Here is a 19,041-nt window from a genome sequence, read left to right on the forward strand (position 1 = left end):
TTTTAGCGCTGCAGCACTGACCTGGCCGCCCTGTGCCGTCTAGGCCGCCTGCACCACATGCAAGGCCTTGGGATTGCGCCACTGCGCCAGCAGCACGGCTTGGCGTGCCTTGGCTTCCTCCAGATGCGCGTGCTTGATATGCCCATAGCCGCGGATATGTTCGGGAATGCTGGCGATCTGCGCGGCCAGGCCGACGTTGTCGGCATCCAGCCGTTGCAGCAGCGTGTCGACTGTTGCCACGTAATCGGCAATCAGCTGACGCTCGCCGCGCCGTTCGGCGCTGTAGCCGAACACATCCAGCTTGCCGCCGCGCAGGAACTTCAAACGCGCCAGCAGCTTGAACGCAGTGAACATCCACGGCCCGTATTCGCGCTTGATCGCATGGCCGTGCGCATCCTTCCTGGCCAACAGCGGCGGTGCCAGATGGAAGCGCAAGGTGTAGTCGCCTTCGAACTGCTGCTGCAGCCGGCGCTGGAAGTCGCCACGCGTATACAGCCGCGCCACCTCGTATTCGTCCTTGTAGGCCATCAGCTTGAAGAAATACCGCGCCACCGCCTCGCTCAATGCGCTGCTGCCTGGCGCATGTTGCGCTTCGTGCCTGCGTACGCGCTCGACCAGGCTGCGATAGCGCTGTGCGTAGGCGGCATCCTGATAGTCGGTCAGAAACGCCACGCGTCGCGCGACGGCCTCGTCCAGCGACTGCGCCAGCTGCTCGTCGTCGAGCGGATGCGTGGGCGCATCGACATCGCCATGCAGCGTGCTGCCATCGGTCCGCGCCAATGCACGCGGCGCGCTCTGCCCGCCGAGATCGTGGTCTTCCCAGCTGCCGGGCGCACGCGCGGCCGGCGTGTCGCCGTGCAGGTGCACAGACGTGTCAGCCGTGGTCAGACCGGCAGCGCGTTGCACTGCCGGCAGATCCACCGCCGCCAGTCGCCCCCACGCAAACGCCTGCTGGTTCATCGCCACCGCTGCGCCATTGAGCTCGATCGCGCGCATCAAGGCCGCATGCGACAACGGCACCAGCCCGTGTTGCCAGGCATAGCCGAGCACGAACAGGTTGCTGGCGATCGCATCGCCCAGCAGCGCGGTCGCCAGTTGCGTGGCATCCAGCAACAGCGGTTCCTGGCCGCCCAGGGCGGTGCGCACGCCGGCGATGATCTCGGCGGCGGGGAACTGCAGATCCGGCTGGGTGGTGAAGCTGCCCGGCATCGCTTCGTAGGTGTTGAGCACCACCTGGGTGCGGCCGTCGCGCACCTTGGACAGGGCCCAGTAATCGTTGACCACCACCATGTCGCAGCCCAGCACCAGGTCCGCTTCGCCGGCAGCGATGCGCACCGCGTGGATATCGGCCGGCCGGCGCGCGATGCGGATATGCGTGGTCACCGCGCCGCCCTTCTGCGCCAGCCCGGTCTGGTCCAGCACCGTGGCACCCTTGCCTTCCAGATGCCCGGCCATGCCGAGCAGCGCACCGATGGTCACCACGCCGGTGCCGCCGACGCCGGTGATCAGGATGTTCCAGGGCTGTTCCAGCGTGGTGCGTTGCGGCGGCGCGGGCAGGTTGTCCAGCAATGCGCTGGCATCGCGCTGCTTGCCCTTGCGCGGCGCCCCGCCATGCACGGTGACAAAGCTCGGGCAAAAGCCCGACACGCAGGAATAATCCTTGTTGCAGTTGGATTGGTCGATCTGCCGCTTGCGGCCGAATTCGGTGTCCTTGGGCAACACCGACACGCAGAAACTCTTTTCGCCGCAATCGCCGCAGCCCTCGCACACCAGCGAATTGATCATGACGCGCTTGGGCGGGTCGACCAGCTTGCCGCGCTTGCGGCGGCGGCGCTTTTCGGTGGCGCAGGTCTGGTCGTAGATCAGGATCGACACGCCCTTGATCGTGCGCAGATGCTGCTGCACCGCATCCAGCTCGCTGCGGTCGTGAAACGCCACCTCGCTGGGGAAGCGCTCGCGCCGGCGCGTCCATTTGCCGATCTCGTCGCTGACCACCACGATGTCGTGGATGCCTTCGGCGCGCAGCTGCTGCGCAATGTCCGGCACGGTGAGCGTGCCGTCCACCGGCTGGCCGCCGGTCATCGCCACCGCATCGTTGTAGAGGATCTTGTAGGTGATGTTGACGCCGGTGGCCACCGACTGCCGGATCGCCAGCGAGCCGCTGTGGAAATAGGTGCCATCGCCCAGGTTCTGGAACACGTGCGGCGTCTCGGTGAACGGCGCCTGCCCCGACCAGGTCACGCCTTCGCCGCCCATATGGGTGAAGGTGTCGGTGGAGCGGTTCATCCAGGTCACCATGTAATGGCACCCGATGCCGCCCAGCGCACGCGCGCCTTCCGGCACCACCGTGGAGGTGTTGTGCGGGCAACCGGAGCAGTAATGCGGCACGCGCGGGAACAGCGCGCGCGGCAAGGCCATTTCGGCTTCCTTGGTCTCCATCCAGCGCAGTCGCTGCTCGATCGACTCGGTCATCGCGCTGGATGGAAGCGCAAAGCGCTGGATACGCTTGCCGATCACCGCCGCGATCGTGGCCGGGGTCAGCTCGCCGGTGGATGGCAGGATCCACGCGCCCTGCTCATCGTACTTGCCGACGATGCTCGGCCGCGCCCCGGCGCTGGCCGGCCAGTTGTAGAACAGCTCCTTCATCTGGCGCTCGATGAAGGCCTTCTTCTCTTCCACCACCACGATGTCGTCGAGCCCACGCGCGAACGCGCTGATGCCCACCGGCTCCAGCGGCCAGGTCATGCCGACCTTGTACACGCGGATGCCGATCTGCGCGCAGGCCTGCGCATCCAGGCCCAGGTATTCCAGCGCCTGCAACACGTCCAGGTAGCTCTTGCCGGTGGTGACGATGCCCAGCCGCGCATGCGGCGAATCCAGCACCACCTTGTCGATCTGGTTGGCGCGCGCAAAGGCCTGTGCGGCCGCGATCGCATAGCGGTGCAGGCGCATTTCCTGGTCCACCGGCGGGTCCGGCCAGCGAATGCTCAGGCCACCCGGCGGCAGCGCGAAGTCTTCCGGCAGCACGATGCTGCGCGCAAACGGATCCACGTCCACCGAGGCGGACGATTCCACCGTTTCGGCAATGGTCTTGAAGCCGACCCAGCGCCCGGTATAGCGGCTCATCGCCCAACCGAGCAGGCCCATGTCCAGGATGTCCTGCACCCCGGCCGGGTTGAGGATCGGCATCATCGCACTGACGAATTCCTCTTCCGAGCCGTGCGGCAGGGTGGAGCTGCGGCAGGCATGGTCGTCGGCGGCCAGTGCCAGCACGCCGCCATGCGGCGAGGTACCGGCAGCGTTGCCATGCTTGAACACATCGCCGCTGCGGTCCACGCCCGGGCCCTTGCCGTACCACATGCCGTACACGCCCTGCACCTTGGCACCGGGGAACAGGTTGGTCTGCTGGGTGCCCCAGACCATGGTGGCGGCCAGGTCTTCGTTGAGGCCGGGGGTGAAGGTCACCCTGGCCGCGTCCAGATGCTTGCGCGCGCGCCACAGCTCCAGGTCGAAGCCGCCCAGCGGGCTGCCGCGATAGCCGCTGATGAAGCCGGCAGTGGCAAGGCCGGCGGCATCGTCGCGCAGGCGTTGCATCAACGGCAGCCGTACCAGTGCCTGCACGCCGGACAAGTAGATGCGCCCATCGGCGCGCGTGTACTTGTGCTCCAGCGTGTAATCCGCATCCACCCGGCCGAGCTCCGGCGTGTTGGCAGAGTCGGGGGAAGCGAGTGCAGCGGTACTGGTCATGGCGTGCCCGGAAAGGGTGGCTGGGACCCGGTGCGGGTCATCTGAAACCAGATGACCCGCCCGACGGATTCCAAAAACGGCGGTACAAAGTGTAACAGTCGCCTTTCACGCGGCCGTTGCATACGGATGCGCAGCTGTCGCGCTGCGGTTACGATTGGGAGGGGAAGGGTCGTTTGCTGTCAGGGGATAAAGCCAGTGAAAAGGAAATACGCATGGGCCGCGATGTTGGCCTTGCTCGGGGGCGCGTGGTCGATGGCGCAGGCGCAGAGCCTGCCCAAGCCCAGGGAGTTCTATTTCGACGAAGATCGCGGCACCACCAAGGCGGTGGTCGCGGTACAGGGGCAGGGCGATGCGGTGGTCGACCGCCTGGCGTCGATGGTGCAGCGTGACGCCCGCGCCGCAGAACCACGTGCGCAGCTGGCTTCGCTGGCCTACGCCGGGGGACGCACCCAGTTGGGCGACGAGCTCTACCAGGGTGCCCTGGGGCTGGTCTCCAGCGGCAGCCAGCAATACCGCGCCATCACCTGGAACTACGGCTGGGACCTGTTGCGCGCCGACCAGGCCGACAAGGCCTTGCAGCAGTGGGCCACCCTGGCCAACGGCCGCCCGGCCGCACCGGCGTGGCTGCCGACCACCGCGGCGCTGGCGCTATGGCGCACCGGACGCAAGCAGGAAGCGGTCGAGTGGTATGCCGCCGCCGTGCGCACCTGGCCGGATCGCTGGAGCAGCACCGCCGGCTACCCCACCCTGCTGCCGGACTGGCGCGAGGCCGAACGTGCCACGCTGGCCGAGGTCTTTGCCGCATGGCAGGCGAATCCGCCGGCATTTCCGTAACTCGGCGGGGTGCTGCGGAAAGCCCTTGCAGCGCGCCGCGGTGCATCAGCGCCTACGTGGCTTTGCGGCCGTCAACAGCAGGCCAACGCGACTTGCGACTGGCCTGTGTAGGTCAGCTGTAGAGCGGATGGGCTGCGGCCTGGCTGCAGGGCCCTTGTCCGCCCACCATCGCGGGACACGCTGCAAGTACGTCCTTGTAGCGCTTACGTGGCTTTGCGGCTTTCAACAGCAGGCCAACGCGACTTGCGACTGGCCTGTGTAGGTCAGCTGTAGAGCGGATGATCTGCGGCCTGGCTGCAGGGGCCCTTGCCCGCCCACCATCGCGGGACACGCCGCAAGTACGTCCTTGTAGGCTCTTACGCGGCATCCATGCCGCGTAAGGTCCCGCGACGGTGAGCGGGCAAGGACCAGTCGGGATGGTCGGTGCGCAAGGTTAAGAGCGGTGCTCGATATGCCTGTTCGATCAGCATGCATCTGCTCCACGTCTGGTGCACGCCGCACGACAGACAGCGAGCGCCGACCAACTTTCCTGGTGCGGTGCCCTCGCCGGTTGCGGGACCGTGTGGCGGCAAGGATGCCGTCACCGAGCCTCCCCGGATGGCTCTACGGCGTGCCCCGCGAGCGATGAGGCAGCGCGCTTCTCGAACGCCCGGCGTTTGGCGGCACCCGGACAACGGCAAGACGCGGCATGTCCGTCACCAAGGAGTTGATCGAGCGATCCGCGCGACGCGTCGGCGTGCTTGCCGACTTGGCTGGTCGCCAATCCAGCCCGGCACCGAACCTGGCGCAACACGCCCACTATGCGATCCTGCGCGTCGCTTTCCCACGGACCTGACCACGCCATGGCGGTGGATGCATTTGCGTTGATTCTGGCGATGCTGGGGCTCGGCCTGCTGTTCGCACGCCTGCGGGTGCTGCCGGACAACAGCGCCGACGTGCTCAATCGCATCGTGTTGTACATCTGCCTGCCGGCCTCGGTGTTGACCTATGTGCCGCGCCTGCACCTGGACGCCTCGCTCGGTGGCGTGATCGCCACGCCGTGGCTGCTGACCGCACTCATCGTGCCGCTGCTGTGGGGCTGCAGCCGGCTGTTGCGGTTCAAGCGCGAGGAATATGCCGCGCTGCTGATGTGCGTGGTGTTCACCAACTCCAGCTTCATCGGCTTTCCGATGGTGCGCGCGTTGATCGGCGATCACGCCCTGCCGTATGCGGTGGTCTACGACCAGTTCGGCACCTTCGTGCTGCTGTCCACGTTCGGGCTGTACGTGCTGGCCCGCTACAGCGGCGACACGCCGCCGACTGCAAGGCTGATCCTGGTGCGCGTGCTGCGGTTTCCGCCGCTGTGGGCGTTGCTGTTCGCGCTGACGGTGATGCCGGAACAGCCGCCGGCCTGGATCGGCTCGGGCTTGAAGAGCCTGGCCGACGCGATGCTGCCGCTGGTGATGCTGGCAGTGGGCTTCTCGCTGCAGTTGCGCCTGCCTGCAGACGAACTCAAACCCTTGGCCGTCGGCCTGGTCTTCAAGCTGGCCGTGATGCCGGTGCTGGCATTGCCGCTGTCCTGGGCGCTTGGCCTGCATGGCGCGATGCTGCAGACCAACGTGCTCGAATCGGCCATGCCCACCATGATCACCGCCGCCGCGCTGGCCATCTCGCACCGGCTGGCGCCGCGCCTGGCCGCGGCGATGGTCGGCTACAGCATCCTGCTGTCGCTGCTGACCCTGCCGGCATGGGCCTGGCTGTTGGCGCGCCTGGCCGCTTGATGCGGCGTACCCCGTGTGAAATGCTGGCGCGCACCATTGCGCGCCCCACACGGACAGGAGCAACACATGCACGGATATCGCTTGATCACCACGGCGCTGCTATGGCTTGGCGGCGTCTTCGCGGCGCAGTCCGCCCTGGCGGCATCGCCCGCCACCCCACCGGTTCCGGCGGATGATCCGCTGATGACGCACTGGGTAAGCCAGGTCGGCCAGACCATGCAGGCACGCCTGCGCAGCATGGCGGCCAGCGGTGAGCCCAGGCAGCTGTATCTGGCTGGTCTGCTGTGGATCGATGCCGAGGACGAGGCAGTGTCGGCCGCAGACGGAGGCTATGCACCCATGCAGCGCGCCTGGCTGCAGCGTGCCCTGGACGCGCGGCCGCGCGACCGGTTGGTGGCGCGGATGGAAGCGGTCGGTTGTGCCCCCGGATTGCGCTGCGACCCAGGCGCCGCGCAGGCGTTCCTGGAGCAGACCGATGCCGGCAATGCCGCCGTGCATCTGCGCGCCCATGCGGCTGCACAGCGCCGCGGCGACCAGGCGGCCGCCGAACGCGCCTGGCAGGCGGCCGTGCAGTCCGATCACTTCGACAGCGGTGTGCTGGAGCTGGGCCAGGCCCTGCATGCCGTCTACGACGGCGTGCAATGGCCATCGCTGGCCTCGGTCAGCTTGCGCGAGCGACTCGACGCCCAAGGGTTTCCGTCCACGGGCGCCGGCATGGCGGCGATGTTCGTGATCAGTACCTGGTCTGCACATGCACTCCCCGCGCTCGGCGATCTGATGCAGCGCTGCAACCCCGGTGCCACCACGCCCGCGTTACGCGACGAGTGCATGGTCGTGCTGAACAACGTGGCCAACGACGAGTCCACCCTGACCACGGCCGTGATCGGCACCAAGGGCATGGCCGCACTGAGCAGCGGCGCCGACGCCACCCGCTGGCAGGCGCGGATGCGGGAGCTGCAGTGGCTGCAGCAGCAACTGCAGCGCAGCGCACCCTCGGTCGATGCGCAGGTCGCCGCACTGGATGCGATCCTGACGCAGGGCGAAGTGCCGGCGTTGCGCGCGCGCCTGCAGCGTCAAGGCCTTGCCGCGCAACCGCCGGCGGACTGGCAGCCGGGCGCCGCGAGCAGCCAGACCCGCTGATCCGCGTGGTCGTTGCACGGGCAGCGGCCATGTACCGGCCAATGTTGCAGCGCGATGGCGCCTGCCGAGGGACGTTTAACGCCTTTCGACTACTTCCTCACTTCGTCGCGGTGTACGCTGCCGGCTTGCTCCCGGAAGCGAGGCGTGCATGAAGACAGTCCTGGTGGCCGCCTCCAAAGGCGGCGTCGGCAAGACCACGATCGCCACCAATCTGGCCGCACATGCGGCCCTGCAGGGCCAGCGCACCGTGCTGGCCGACGCCGATCCGCAAGGCTCGTCCACGCGTTGGGCGCAGCGTCGCGCCAGCCTGGAAAGTGCGGTGCTGCCGATCGATGCCACCCGCCGTCGCAACTGGCAGGCCGCAGTGCCCGACGGCACCGACCAGCTGATCATCGATGCCCCGGCCGGTGCAATGGCCGATGACCTGGGCGGCTTCCTCGACCACGTCGACGCCATCGTGGTGCCGGTACTGTCCTCGGCGCTGGATATCGAAGCGGTGGTCGGCTTCCTCAACACGCTGGCCAAGGTGCCGCGCGTGCATCAGCGCAAGCTGCCGGTGGGCCTGGTGCTCAACCGCGCCCGCCCCTGGACCCAGACCTCGCAGCAAGCTGCCGAGATGATCGGCGCCTGGCCCTATCCCCTGGTGGCCCAGTTGCGTGACACCCAGGCCTATGTGGTCATGGCCGGGCTGGGACGCAGCCTGTTCGATTACCGCTCGGCGCAGGTGCGCGACCATCAACAGGATTGGGAGCCGCTGTTCAAGTGGCTCAAGAAATCCTAGACCGGAGTGTTTTCATGCGCGAACTGATACTGCTGCGACACGCCCACGCCGAACCGGCCGACACCGGCCAGGCCGATCTGGACCGCCCGCTGTCCCCGCACGGCATCGCCGAGGCCGAATCGGCCGGCCGCTGGCTGCGCGAGCAGCGCCTGGTGCCCGACCGCGTGCTGTGCTCGCCGGCGCGGCGTGCGCGCGAGACGCTGGAAGCGGTGCTGGCGCTGACCGGTTATATCGAACAACGCCTGGACGAGCGGATCTACGACGCCACGCCGGGCACCCTGGCCAGCCTGGTGGACGAACACCGCGATGCCGAGCGGCTGCTGCTGGTCGGCCACAACCCGGGCCTGGAACGGCTGGCGGCGCTGATGCACAGCGGCCAGACCGGCGACTACCGCGGCATGCCGACTGCCGCGATCGCCCTGCTGGCGTTGCCGCTGGACGCGGCCATCGAACCGGGCATCGCCCGCCTGACCGCCTTCTGGTGGCCTTGATCCGTGCCATCGTCGCTGCGCTGGTTTGCCTGGCTCGCGCTCTGGGTCGCTCTTCCTTGCATCGCGCAGCAGAAGCTGCATGCCATCGATCCGGTGCAATCGCGCTTCGGGTTCGAGATCAGGACGCGCTTCGGCATGAAGATCGAGGGGTTTTTCCCGCGCTTCCGTGGTGAATTGGCGGAGCTGCCGGATGGGCGCCAGCAGGTGCGTTTCCGTCTGGATGCCACGCAGGTGGAAATTCCTGGCAAGGATCGCTACACGGCGTGGATGCGCGGCGAGGATTTTTTCGACGTCGCGCGCTATCCGGTGGTGGAATTCGAGTCGCTGCCCTACGCCGAGGAGGTGGTGAAGAAGGGCGGTGACATCACCGGCAACCTGACCATTCGCGGAATCACCCATGTCGAGACCCTGCATGTGGTGCCAGCTGAATGCGCGCGGCCGGGCTATGATTGCGATGTGATCAGTCGAGGTACGGTCCTGCGTGGACGTTACGGAATGAATGCGTGGCAGATGGCCCTGGGCGACAGGGTGACATTCATTCTGCGTGGTCGGCTGCAGGAGGCGCGGCGCCCGTGAGGTGTTTGTTGCGGGTGCTGGTGCTGGCAACGCTGTTGCTCGGCACCGGATGCGCCGGGCTGTCGCAAGTGGAGCGCAACCGTGCCGCCGGGGTGGCCGCGGCCGCCCGCAGCACCGTTGTCGGCTGCACCCAGGCCAATCGTTGCGCCCAGCCCTCGCCGCTGCGCGCGCTGGGGGGCGAGGCGATCGCCGCCTCCACGCCGGCGGCGCCGCGGCACTACGCCACCATCGTCGACCATGGCGAAGAATCGCTGGTTGCGCGGCTCAACCTGATCCGCAGCGCCACCCGCAGCATCGACCTGCAGACCTACATCTTCGACAAGGACGACAGCGCGCGCATGGTGCTGGATGCGCTGATCGACGCGGCGCAGCGGGGGGTCAAGGTGCGCATCCTGATCGATCAGCTCTCGGCGATCGCCGATCTGCAGATTCTCGGTGCGCTGGCCAGCACCCATAACAACCTGCAGCTGCGCATCTATAACCCGACCTTCGGCAAGGTCAAGCTCAATTACTTCGACTATGCCGGCAGCGTGCTGTGCTGCTTCCGTCGCTTCAACCAGCGCATGCACAACAAGCTGCTGGTGGTGGACGACGTGCTCGGCGTGGTCGGCGGGCGCAATTACCAGGACGACTATTACGACTGGGACAGCGAGTACAACTTCCGCGACCGCGACGTGATCCTGGCCGGGCCGGAGGTGCGTGCGATGGCGGTCAATTTCGATGCGTTCTGGCACGCGCGCCGCAGCGTGCCGGCCGAGCGGCTGAACGATGTCGGCCGTGTGCTGCTCGAACAGGGCGTACCGCAGATGCCGCCGGCGCAGTTCCGGCGCCCGGAACGGGTGGCGCGGGTCGATCAGGAGGCGCGCGATCCGCAGTTCGTGCGCGAGGCGTTCGTGACGCCGGCCATGCCGGTGCAGCGCGTGCTGTATGTGGCCGATCTGCCGCAGAAGCACCGCAAGGACCACGCCGCCAGGGCGGTCTCCACCGCGCCCGAGCTGGACGGCCTGATCGCCGGCGCGCAGCAGGAAGTGCTGCTGCAGACGCCGTACCTGGTGCTGTCCGACGAGGCCCAGGCGATCTTCCGCGCATTGCGCCAGCGCCCGCAGCCGCCGCGCATCGTGGTGTCCACCAACAGCCTGGCCGCCACCGACAACCCGATCGTGTATGCGCTGTCGTACAAGTTCAAACGCCGCAACATGCGCGAGCTGGGCTTCAACGTCTACGAGTTCAAGCCGTTCCCGCTGAACGCGCCGGTGGACTACGCCAACCTGGTGCCCGATCCGTTCAACCCCGAGGCCACCGAGCCGGCCGATGACGACCGTCGCGTCAATCGGGTGATCGGCGGCAGTGCGGCCGGCAATGCGATGCGGGGCAGTGGCGGTGGCGGGAACGGTAATGGCGGTGGCGGCACGGCAGGCAGCGCGGTCCGCGGCAGCGGCGCAGGCCGCGCGCCAGGTGGCAGCGAGGTCGATCGGCGCGTGCTGCGCACCGAGACACGGCCGTCGTTCCTGGGCACGCGCGCGGTCAACAAGCCGCTGCCGGTGACCCGTGCCGGTGCGCGCATGGGCCTGCATGCCAAGTCGTTGGTGGTGGACCGCCGCATCGGCGTGATCGGCACGCACAACTTCGATCCGCGCAGCGAGAACTACAACACCGAAGCGGCGGTGGTGATCGACGATGCGCGCTTTGCGCAGGCGCTGGCGGCCAGCATCGAGCGCGACATGGCGCCGGAAAACGCCTGGACCGTGGCCCCGCGCGAAAAGCCGCCGGTGTTGAGCGGGCTGAACTACAGCGTGGGCAAGGTGTCCGAAGCCTTGCCGGTGCTGGATTTCTGGCCCTGGCGCTACGCCACCAACTACGAGTTCCAGCCGGGGCCGGGTTGCCCGTTTCCGCTCAAGCGCCAGGACCCGCAGTTCCGGCAGTGCTATGTGGCGGTGGGCGACTTTCCCGAGGTCAACGTCGGCCCGAAGTGGCTGCTGGTACGGATGCTGACCGCCTTCGGCGCGGGACTGGTACCGATCCTCTGATCGGCCCGGCGTGCCGGCCCCGGCCCCGGCATCGAGACTGCGTGGGGCGATCGGTGCATCGTGGCGCCTGGCGCACCGTCCAGATGCACCGCCGCAAGGTGCGGTAGGCCGAACCTCGCACACCGCCAACCCACCGAAAGCGGCCGTGGCGGATCCACCTGCAACGGCAGTCAACGGCGGTTGCATCACACCCCCGCGGCGCGGATGCTTTCCCGATTCCCGATTCCCGATTCCCGATTCCCGATTCCCGATTCCCGATTCCCGATTCCCAATCCCCAATCCCCAATCCCCAATCCCCAATCCCCAGCCTATGACCTTCCGCGAACCCGTCGACCTGGCCGCCCTCAACGCCTCCAGCCGCGACACCCTGATCGAACATCTGGGCATCGTGTTCACCGATGCCGGCGACGACTGGCTGCGCGCCACCATGCCGGTGGATGCGCGCACCCGGCAGCCGTACGGCCTGCTGCACGGCGGCGCGTCGGTGGTGCTGGCCGAAACCCTGGGCAGCAGCGCCGGCAACCTGTGCGTGGACATGACCACCCAGATGTGCGTCGGGCTGGAGATCAATGCCAATCACCTGCGCGCCGCCACCGATGGCCTGGTCACCGGCACCGCGCGCGCGGTACATGTGGGGCGCAGCACCCAGGTGTGGGACATCAGCATCGACAATCCGGCCGGCAAGCGCGTGTGCGTGTCGCGGCTGACCCTGGCCGTGGTGGCGCGCAGCAATGGCTGAGCACGCCGCGCAAGTGCATGGGTGGAACAGCGCCACCCGTCGCGGGCACTGCGCGCAGGCCACGCTGCTGTCACAATAGTTGCGCTTCCTTCCCCTGGTACCGGTCCCGTTCCGTCAATGAGCGAGTCATCCCTGGACGCCACGCGCGACGCTGGCGGCGTGCTGCGTTGGTTCCGGTACCTGTATCGGGTGCCGTTGTTGCTGCTGCATCTGAGCATCTGCCTGCCGATCACCATGCTGTGCGTGGTGGCGCCGCCGCTGGCGCGCATCCGCACCGGCCCCGACGACACCCTGGACGAGGTGATGATCCGCTGGTGGCAGGGCAACCTGATGCGCGTCTTCGGCTTCCGCCTGCGGCGCTTCGGTACCCCGCTGCCGGGCGCGACGCTGTTCGTGGCCAACCACGTCAGCTGGGTCGATATCTCGATGCTGCACAGCCAGCGCGTGATGGGCTTCGTGGCCAAGCGCGAGATCGCCGGCTGGCCGCTGGTGGGCTGGCTGGCGGCCAAGGGCCAGACCATCTTCCACCAGCGCGGCAATACCGAATCGCTGGGCGGCGTGCTGCAGGAAATGCTGCAGCGCCTGCGCAGCGGCAAGCCGGTGGGCGTGTTCCCGGAAGGGCGCACCCGTGGCGGCACCGAGGTTGGCCCGTTCCATGCGCGCATCTTCCAGGCCGCGGTCGAGGCCGGCGTGCCGGTGCAGCCGGTGGCGCTGCGCTACGGCGAGCGTGGCAATGCGCAGGCGGTGGTGGCGTTCGGCGAGCGCGAGAGTTTCTTCGCCAATATCGTGCGCCTGCTCGGCGAGCCGCCACGGCTGGCCGAGGTGCATTTTCTCGAACCGATCCGCGCGCTGGATATCGAAGGGCGTCGCCGCCTGGCCGATACCTCGCGGCAACGCATCATCGCGGCGATGGAGTCCTGAGCCGACGATGCAAGCGCGCATCTTCCCTGCGGCCGGCACCCCCTGATCCGGCCCGATGAGCGCATGAACGCCTCCGACTATCTGCCGCCGCGCTGGTTGCGCAATCCGCATGTGCAGTCGGTGCTGGGCAGCAGTGCACTGCGCCGGATCCGCAGCCGCCAGTTGCTGGCCGCCAGCGGGGCGGTCACCAGCGAACACATTCTCGACGGCGGCGACGGCGTGCGCCTGCAGGGCTGGATGAGCATCCCGCCCGGCGATGCCCCGGTACGCGGCACGGTGCTGCTGCTGCACGGCTGGGAAGGCAGCGCCGATTCCAACTACATGCGATTGAGCGCCGCGCGCCTGCTTGGGCTGGGCTACCAGGTGTTCCGGCTGAACTTCCGCGACCATGGCGGCACCCACCACCTCAACGTGGACCTGTTCCACTCCGATCGCATCGAGGAAGTGGTCAATGCCGCGGGCGATCTGTGGCGGCGGTTTCCCGCGCCGCAGTTGCTGGCGGCGGGCTATTCGCTGGGCGGCAATTTCGCGTTGCGGCTGGCGCTGCGTGCACCGGCGGCCGGCCTGCCGCTGGCGCGCGTGGCGGCGGTATGCCCGCTGCTGGACCCGGCAGCGACGATGCTGCAGCTGGAAAAGGGCCCGCAGTTCTACGACTGGTATTTCCGCCGCAAGTGGCGCGAGTCGCTGCTGCGCAAGCGCAAGCTGTTCCCCGACCAGCACGGCTACGACGACGCCACCCTGGCGCTGGACATGCGCGGGCTGATGGCCTGGCTGGCCGAACAGCACACCGGGCATGGCTCGCTGGAAGCGTATTTCGACAGTTATTCGATCGCCGGCGAGCGCCTGGCCGGCCTGCAGGTGCCGGTGGACATCCTGATGGCCGAGGACGACCCGGTGATTCCGTTCGAGGATTTCGCCGGCTGGCAGCTGCCGGCGCACGCACAGCTGGAAATCGCCCGCTGGGGCGGCCACTGCGGCTTTCTGGAAAACGCCCGCGGCGACGGATTCGCCGAACGCTGGGTGGCCGAGCGGCTGGCCGCGCAGGCCTGAGCGCGGCTGCAGACAAGGCACGCGCCTGCCGGGTGGGTGCGCAGGGTGTCCCCGGCACCGCAGCGTACGAGTGAGTCGGGTCGCTGCGCGCATCGGCCACGCTCGCCTGGCGGTTGCGCAGCGGTATTGAACGCCGCTCCAGGTCGGCGCCCTGCCACGGATCGTTACAATAGGCGTTTGTCCTGGACACGCCGCCGCCATGCAAGACGCCATTCTTCAAGCCCTGCGCCGCAATGCGGCCGACGATGCGGTGGCGCTGGCCCGCGAGTGGGTCCTGGGTGCGCCCGAGGCCGCCGCTGCGCATCGCTGGCTCGGCCTGGCCCTGCAGCAGCAGGGGCAGCCGGCGCTGGCACTGGCCAGCATCGAAACCGCACTGACGCTGACGCCGGAAGATGCCGACCTGCATCTGCTGCGCGCCGGCCTGCTGCTGGCCACGCGCGATCTGAGCGCGGCCGATGCCGCGTTGTCGCGCAGTACCGCGCTGGATCCCAACCAGTTCAACGCCTACGTGATGCAGGCGCATCTGGCGGTGGCACGCGGCGATCTGGACGAGGCGCAGCGGCTGAGCCGCACCGCTGCACGGCTGTCGCCTGACCACCCGCAGCTGCTGGCCGTCGATGGCGTGGTGGAGCTGCGCCGCGGCCAGGGCGACCGCGCGCTGTCGCTGCTGACCCGCGCCGCCGAGCAACTGCCGGATGACCCGCGGGTGATGTTCGCGCTGGGCTTTGCATATCTGCAGAAAGAGCACTTCGCGTTTGCCGAGCGCGCCTTCGAGCGCGTGGTCGAGCTCAATCCTCCGGGCACCGCGCTGCGCGCCTTCATCGCCCAGCTGGCCCAGCGCCAGGGCCGCCTGGACGATGCGCTGGCCGCGATGCAGGGCGTGTTCGCCCAGCCCGGCGGCGACATCCCGGCCATGCGCCGGCTCGCCGGCGAGATGGAATTGCAGGCCGGCCGCCCCGACCAGGCCGCCGCGCACCTGCGCCTGGCGCTGGCCCATTGGCCGGCCGACCGCCGCACCTTGCACGCCTTGCTGACCGCCTGGGAGCGGCTGGGCGCGGTGGACGATGCACGCGACACCCTGGACGCGGCACTGGCCACCTCGGCCAGTGCGCACGACCTGTGGCTGGCGCGGCTGGCGGTGGAGCCGGTCGGCGGGCCGCAGGCGCAGGCGGTGATCGAGCGCTGGCTGCTGGCCATGCCCGAGCATCTGCCGGCGCTGGAAGCGCTGATGCGCGTGCACGACATGCAGGGCCATGCCGACCAGGCCGAGATGGTGGCCCGCCAGATCGTGGCGGTGGAACCGGGCCGCATCAGCGGCGAGCAGCGCATCGTCGAAGCCTTGCTGGAGCGCGACCCGCCGGCGGCGATCGCCTGCGTGCAATCCTTGATCGAGTCGTTGCCCGAACCGCAGCAGACCGTGCTGCGGCCGTGGCTGGGCAATGTGCAGGACCGCGCCGGCCAGCCCGACGCCGCCGTGGCCACCTGGATGCAGTTCCAGCGCGAGCAGGCCCAGCACCGCCTGCCACTGCCGCCGCAGGCCGCCCAGCAGCCGCTGCAGTGGCCGGAAGTCGGGACCATCCCCGAGACCGTGACCGCGCGGCCGCTGTTGGTCTGGGGCACGCCCGGCTCGCATGTCGAACGCCTGATCGCGGTGATGGGCGCGGCCACCCCGCTGGTGCGCGACGACCGGTATGGCACCACGCCGCCGTCCGATGCGCTGCAGAGCTACCGTACCGTCGAGCAGCTGGCCTCCGGCGAGCTGGCGCCGATGGCATTGGTGGAAGGCTGGAAGGCGCAGCTGCCGCGGCGCGGCATCGACGACGGCAACGTCATCGACTGGCTGCTGTGGTGGGACAACACCCTGCTGACCGCGCTGCGCCCGCATCTGCCCGAAGGCCGGCTGGCGATCGCGCTGCGCGACCCGCGCGACATGCTGCTGGACTGGCTATCGGCCGGCGCGCCGGCACCGCTGGCCGTGCAGTCGCCGCAGCAGGCCGCCGACTGGTTGCTGGCTGCGCTGGAACAGCTTGCCGTGTTGCACGAGCACGACCTGTATCCGCACCGGATCATCCGCCTGGACGGCATCGAGAGCGACCCGCAAGGCATCTCCACCGCGCTGGAACAGGCGTTCGGCCTGCGCTTCCCGCTGGTCGAACCGCGTGGCCCGGCGCGCCTGGCCGCGGGGCGCTGGCGCAGCTACTGCAGCGTGCTGGGCGCGCAATTCGATCAGCTGACGCCGATCGCGGTGCGCCTCGGCTACCCGCAGGCCTGAGCGGCGCCCGCGACAACGCGCAACCCCGTAGGAGCGGACCCGGCCGCGACCGGGCGTTACCGACAACGCCGCGCACCGCTGACGCATTGCCGGTAAAAAGCCCCGTCGCGGCCAGGTCCGCTCCTACGGATGATGCAGGTCGGTACGGATGGGCATCGAGCGAGCGTGGCGCACGCGGCCGCAGTCTTCGCTGGCGCGATGCACCGCAGCGATAACCCCGACCGGGACGCCCCAGCGACAACGCGCACCCCCCGTAGGAGCGGACCCGGCCGCGACCGGGCGTTACCGACAACGCCGTGCACCGCTGAGGCATTGCCGAGAATGCCCCGTCGCGGCCAGGTCCGCTCCTACGGATGGTGCAGGTCGGTACGGATGGGCATCGATCGAGCGTGGCGCACGCGGCCGCTGTCGTTGCTGGCGCGATGCACCGCAGCGATAACCCCGACCGGGACGCCCCAGCGACAACGCGCAACCCCGTAGGAGCGGACCCGGCCGCGACCGGGCGTTACCGATAACGCCGCGCACCGCTGAGGCATTGCCGAGAAAGCCCCGTCGCGGCCAGGTCCGCTCCTACGGGATGGTGCAGTTGGGCATCGATCGAGCGTTGCGCACGCGGCCGTAGTCTTCGCTGGCGCGATGCACCGCAGCGATAACCCCGACCGGGACGCCCCAGCGACAACGCGCACAACCCCCGTAGGAGCGGACCCGGCCGCGACAGGCCTTACCGATAACGCCGCGCACCGCTGACGCATTGCCGGTAAAAAGCCCCGTCGCGGCCAGGTCCGCTCCTACGGATGGTGCAGGTCGGTACGGATGGGCATCGATCGAGCGTGGCGCACGCGGCCGTAGTCGTCGCTGGCGTGATGCACCGCAGCGATAACCCGACCGAGCGCACCAGAGGGTTCCATTGCAACGGCTTCCTCTGCAGCGTGGATGCGGGCACCCTGAGCTGCATCGATTCCCACGGAGACACTGCATGCGCCTGACCAGCAACAGCATCGAAAACGGCAAGCCCATCGCGGCGGAATTTGCCGCCGGAACGCCCGAGGGCTTCGCGCCCAACCGCAATCCGCATCTGGCCTGGAGCGAGGTGCCGGCCGGTACGCGCTCGTTTGCGCTGCTGTGCCTGGACCCGGACGTACCGACCGTGCCGGAAACCGTGGGCCGCCATGATGTGCAGGTTCCGGTCGATCAGCCACGCACCGATTTTGTGCATTGGGCGATGGCCGACATCCCCGCCGACGTGCATACGATCGACGCGGGCAGCTGCAGCGACGGCTTCGTGCCCAAGGGCAAGCAGCAGCCGGCCGGCCCGGCCGGTGCGCGCCAGGGCCTGAATTCGTACACCGAGTGGTTTGCCGGCAATGCCGACATGGCCGGCAACTACCTGGGCTACGACGGCCCGTACCCGCCGTTCAACGACCTGCGGGTGCACCGCTACTTCTTCCGCGTGTTTGCGCTGGACGTGGCCCAGCTCAGCCTGCCCGAAACCTTCACCGCCGCCGATGTGCTGTCGGCGATCCAGGGCCACGTGCTGGCCGAGGCAGCCCTGCATGGCACCTACACGCTGAATCCGGCGCTGCGCTAAGCGCAGATCACTCCCACCGCACGGCCGCCAGGCCGCGCGGTGGGGGGAGGGAGGGACGCTCAGGCGCCGCAACCGGGATGTCTGTCAGGGCGACCAGCAGGCGCGTCACTCGGGCCGCCTCAAGCAGAGCAGCCTGTCGTTTTTCCGAAGCGCCAATCGCATAACGGGCATGCAACGCTTCCCGCTTCCCGCTTCCCGCTTCCCGCTTCCCGCTTCCCGCTTCCCGCTTCCCAAATCCCAAATCCCAAATCCCAAATCCCAAATCCCAAATCCCAAATCCCAAACTACCCACTCGCCTCGATCATCTGATCCAGCACATACACCGGCGCACCGTCCGTGCCCGACGCGGCCGGGTAGCGGGTGACGCGCAACAGGGTGCGGATGCCCGCCTCGTGCTCGAAGCCTTCGATGCTGCCGTCGAAAGGTTGCCAGTCACCGGTCGCGGGCTGTCCATCGGCGCCTTGTTCGCGCAGCTGCAGGCAGCGGCGTGCCGGGTCGGTCCCGCATGGCACGGTGTCGGCCGCCACTTCGATCAGCAGCGTCTGACCGTGGCCGCCATAGCGGGTGTCGGCGGTGGCGACACCGGCGAACACCAGCCGGGTGCCGTCGCTGCGGGTCAGGGTCAGCTGCGGCACGGGCTGCGCGGTATCCAGCGCCACCGCGAAGCGACCGGACAGCAGTTCGCTGGCGGCGCGTTCCTGGGCCATCCGCCGCGGTTGCGCACACAGGCGCTTGCTCGACACCACCCGGCCGATCTGCAGCTGCGCCTGCGCCACGCTGTAATCGGCGCCCAATGCGTTGCAGGTCTGGCTGACCTGGATGCGTTGATCGCTGAAGTCCAGCTGCAAGGGCGCGGTGCCGGCGACGAACAGGCTGCGCAAGGCACTGCCGTGCGCATCGCTGGCTTGCTGCAGCTGCCAGTGCTGCGCCCGCAGGGTGGCCTGCAGCGGAGCGTTGCCGGCCGCCGCTGCGGCGATCGCGGCCGGCTCGGCAGCGGCGTCGGATCCGGGCGCTTCCGGCGCTGCGCCCGACCCGCAGGCCGTCACGCCCGCTGCCAGCAATGCAGGGGCAAACAACACGGCACGCATGCGGCGGCTCCCGGTGATCGATGCGTC

At 68.6% G+C, this 19,041-nt stretch carries 15 protein-coding genes; 13 read left to right on the plus strand and 2 right to left on the minus strand.

Translation table 11 applies throughout. The features are described from left to right. Positions 1-39: 39 nt before the first annotated feature. Positions 40-3,747, minus strand: a complete 3,708-nt coding sequence (locus tag C0541_RS04725; RefSeq protein WP_115046214.1) for an indolepyruvate ferredoxin oxidoreductase family protein — start codon at positions 3,745-3,747, stop codon at positions 40-42. A 195-nt stretch (positions 3,748-3,942) separates the two neighbouring features. Here C0541_RS04725 and C0541_RS04730 point away from each other — a divergent pair, with 195 nt between their 5' ends. The 13 genes from C0541_RS04730 to C0541_RS04795 all read left to right on the plus strand — a co-directional run bounded on the left by C0541_RS04730 (position 3,943) and on the right by C0541_RS04795 (position 17,926). Continuing rightward, positions 3,943-4,581, plus strand: coding sequence for a tetratricopeptide repeat protein (locus C0541_RS04730; RefSeq protein ID WP_115046217.1), 639 nt, complete (start codon positions 3,943-3,945; stop codon positions 4,579-4,581). 688 nt (positions 4,582-5,269) lie between these two features. Further along, on the plus strand, positions 5,270-5,416 hold the full coding sequence (locus tag C0541_RS20865; RefSeq protein WP_161959884.1) for a hypothetical protein: 147 nt from the start codon (positions 5,270-5,272) through the stop codon (positions 5,414-5,416). A 7-nt stretch (positions 5,417-5,423) separates the two neighbouring features. After that, positions 5,424-6,341, plus strand: a complete 918-nt coding sequence (locus C0541_RS04735; protein WP_115046219.1) for an AEC family transporter — start codon at positions 5,424-5,426, stop codon at positions 6,339-6,341. A 66-nt stretch (positions 6,342-6,407) separates the two neighbouring features. After that, a complete protein-coding gene (locus tag C0541_RS04740; protein WP_115046222.1) occupies positions 6,408-7,481 on the plus strand; it encodes a hypothetical protein in 1,074 nt (357 codons plus the stop codon). 148 nt (positions 7,482-7,629) lie between these two features. Further along, entirely contained in the window at positions 7,630-8,262 is a 633-nt protein-coding gene (locus tag C0541_RS04745) for a ParA family protein (RefSeq protein ID WP_115046224.1), read from the plus strand. A gap of 14 nt (positions 8,263-8,276) precedes the next feature. Further along, positions 8,277-8,753, plus strand: a complete 477-nt coding sequence (locus C0541_RS04750) for a SixA phosphatase family protein (protein WP_115046227.1) — start codon at positions 8,277-8,279, stop codon at positions 8,751-8,753. A 3-nt stretch (positions 8,754-8,756) separates the two neighbouring features. Continuing rightward, positions 8,757-9,329 carry a YceI family protein gene (locus C0541_RS04755; protein WP_115046229.1) on the plus strand — a complete coding sequence of 191 codons (573 nt, stop codon included), beginning with the start codon at positions 8,757-8,759 and terminating at the stop codon, positions 9,327-9,329. Continuing rightward, positions 9,326-11,356: a phospholipase D family protein gene (locus C0541_RS04760; protein ID WP_115046231.1), complete on the plus strand. Its 2,031-nt coding sequence runs from the start codon at positions 9,326-9,328 to the stop codon at positions 11,354-11,356. Before C0541_RS04755 ends, C0541_RS04760 begins: the two co-directional genes overlap by 4 nt. A gap of 310 nt (positions 11,357-11,666) precedes the next feature. Continuing rightward, the gene (locus C0541_RS04770; RefSeq protein ID WP_115046233.1) at positions 11,667-12,095 is read left to right on the plus strand and encodes a hotdog fold thioesterase; all 429 of its coding nucleotides are present in this window, start codon (positions 11,667-11,669) and stop codon (positions 12,093-12,095) included. A gap of 21 nt (positions 12,096-12,116) precedes the next feature. Beyond that, positions 12,117-13,016, plus strand: coding sequence for a lysophospholipid acyltransferase family protein (locus tag C0541_RS04775; RefSeq protein ID WP_193725866.1), 900 nt, complete (start codon positions 12,117-12,119; stop codon positions 13,014-13,016). Positions 13,017-13,079: 63 nt separating this feature from the next. Beyond that, positions 13,080-14,066: a YheT family hydrolase gene (locus C0541_RS04780; protein WP_115046238.1), complete on the plus strand. Its 987-nt coding sequence runs from the start codon at positions 13,080-13,082 to the stop codon at positions 14,064-14,066. A gap of 199 nt (positions 14,067-14,265) precedes the next feature. Further along, positions 14,266-16,338 carry a tetratricopeptide repeat protein gene (locus tag C0541_RS04785; RefSeq protein WP_115046240.1) on the plus strand — a complete coding sequence of 691 codons (2,073 nt, stop codon included), beginning with the start codon at positions 14,266-14,268 and terminating at the stop codon, positions 16,336-16,338. A gap of 976 nt (positions 16,339-17,314) precedes the next feature. Then, on the plus strand, positions 17,315-17,926 hold the full coding sequence (locus C0541_RS04795) for a YbhB/YbcL family Raf kinase inhibitor-like protein (protein WP_115046244.1): 612 nt from the start codon (positions 17,315-17,317) through the stop codon (positions 17,924-17,926). A 284-nt stretch (positions 17,927-18,210) separates the two neighbouring features. On the opposite strand, the gene C0541_RS04805 is transcribed toward C0541_RS04795, so the two are convergent. Beyond that, on the minus strand, positions 18,211-19,014 hold the full coding sequence (locus tag C0541_RS04805) for an META domain-containing protein (RefSeq protein WP_115046247.1): 804 nt from the start codon (positions 19,012-19,014) through the stop codon (positions 18,211-18,213). Positions 19,015-19,041 lie beyond the last annotated feature (27 nt).

It is taken from the genome of Xanthomonas arboricola (assembly GCF_003353015.1).
In the GTDB taxonomy this organism is placed as follows: domain Bacteria; phylum Pseudomonadota; class Gammaproteobacteria; order Xanthomonadales; family Xanthomonadaceae; genus Xanthomonas; species Xanthomonas arboricola_E.

What these genes read in the sequence shown, in the direction of transcription:
- C0541_RS04725 (WP_115046214.1), bottom strand. Translation starts at nt 3,747, where the DNA reads ATGACCAGTACCGCTGCACTCGCTTCCCCCGACTCTGCCAACACGCCG.
- C0541_RS20865 (WP_161959884.1), top strand. Translation starts at nt 5,270, where the DNA reads ATGTCCGTCACCAAGGAGTTGATCGAGCGATCCGCGCGACGCGTCGGC.
- C0541_RS04735 (WP_115046219.1), top strand. Translation starts at nt 5,424, where the DNA reads ATGGCGGTGGATGCATTTGCGTTGATTCTGGCGATGCTGGGGCTCGGC.
- C0541_RS04740 (WP_115046222.1), top strand. Translation starts at nt 6,408, where the DNA reads ATGCACGGATATCGCTTGATCACCACGGCGCTGCTATGGCTTGGCGGC.
- C0541_RS04745 (WP_115046224.1), top strand. Translation starts at nt 7,630, where the DNA reads ATGAAGACAGTCCTGGTGGCCGCCTCCAAAGGCGGCGTCGGCAAGACC.
- C0541_RS04750 (WP_115046227.1), top strand. Translation starts at nt 8,277, where the DNA reads ATGCGCGAACTGATACTGCTGCGACACGCCCACGCCGAACCGGCCGAC.
- C0541_RS04770 (WP_115046233.1), top strand. Translation starts at nt 11,667, where the DNA reads ATGACCTTCCGCGAACCCGTCGACCTGGCCGCCCTCAACGCCTCCAGC.
- C0541_RS04780 (WP_115046238.1), top strand. Translation starts at nt 13,080, where the DNA reads ATGAACGCCTCCGACTATCTGCCGCCGCGCTGGTTGCGCAATCCGCAT.
- C0541_RS04785 (WP_115046240.1), top strand. Translation starts at nt 14,266, where the DNA reads ATGCAAGACGCCATTCTTCAAGCCCTGCGCCGCAATGCGGCCGACGAT.
- C0541_RS04795 (WP_115046244.1), top strand. Translation starts at nt 17,315, where the DNA reads ATGCGCCTGACCAGCAACAGCATCGAAAACGGCAAGCCCATCGCGGCG.
- C0541_RS04805 (WP_115046247.1), bottom strand. Translation starts at nt 19,014, where the DNA reads ATGCGTGCCGTGTTGTTTGCCCCTGCATTGCTGGCAGCGGGCGTGACG.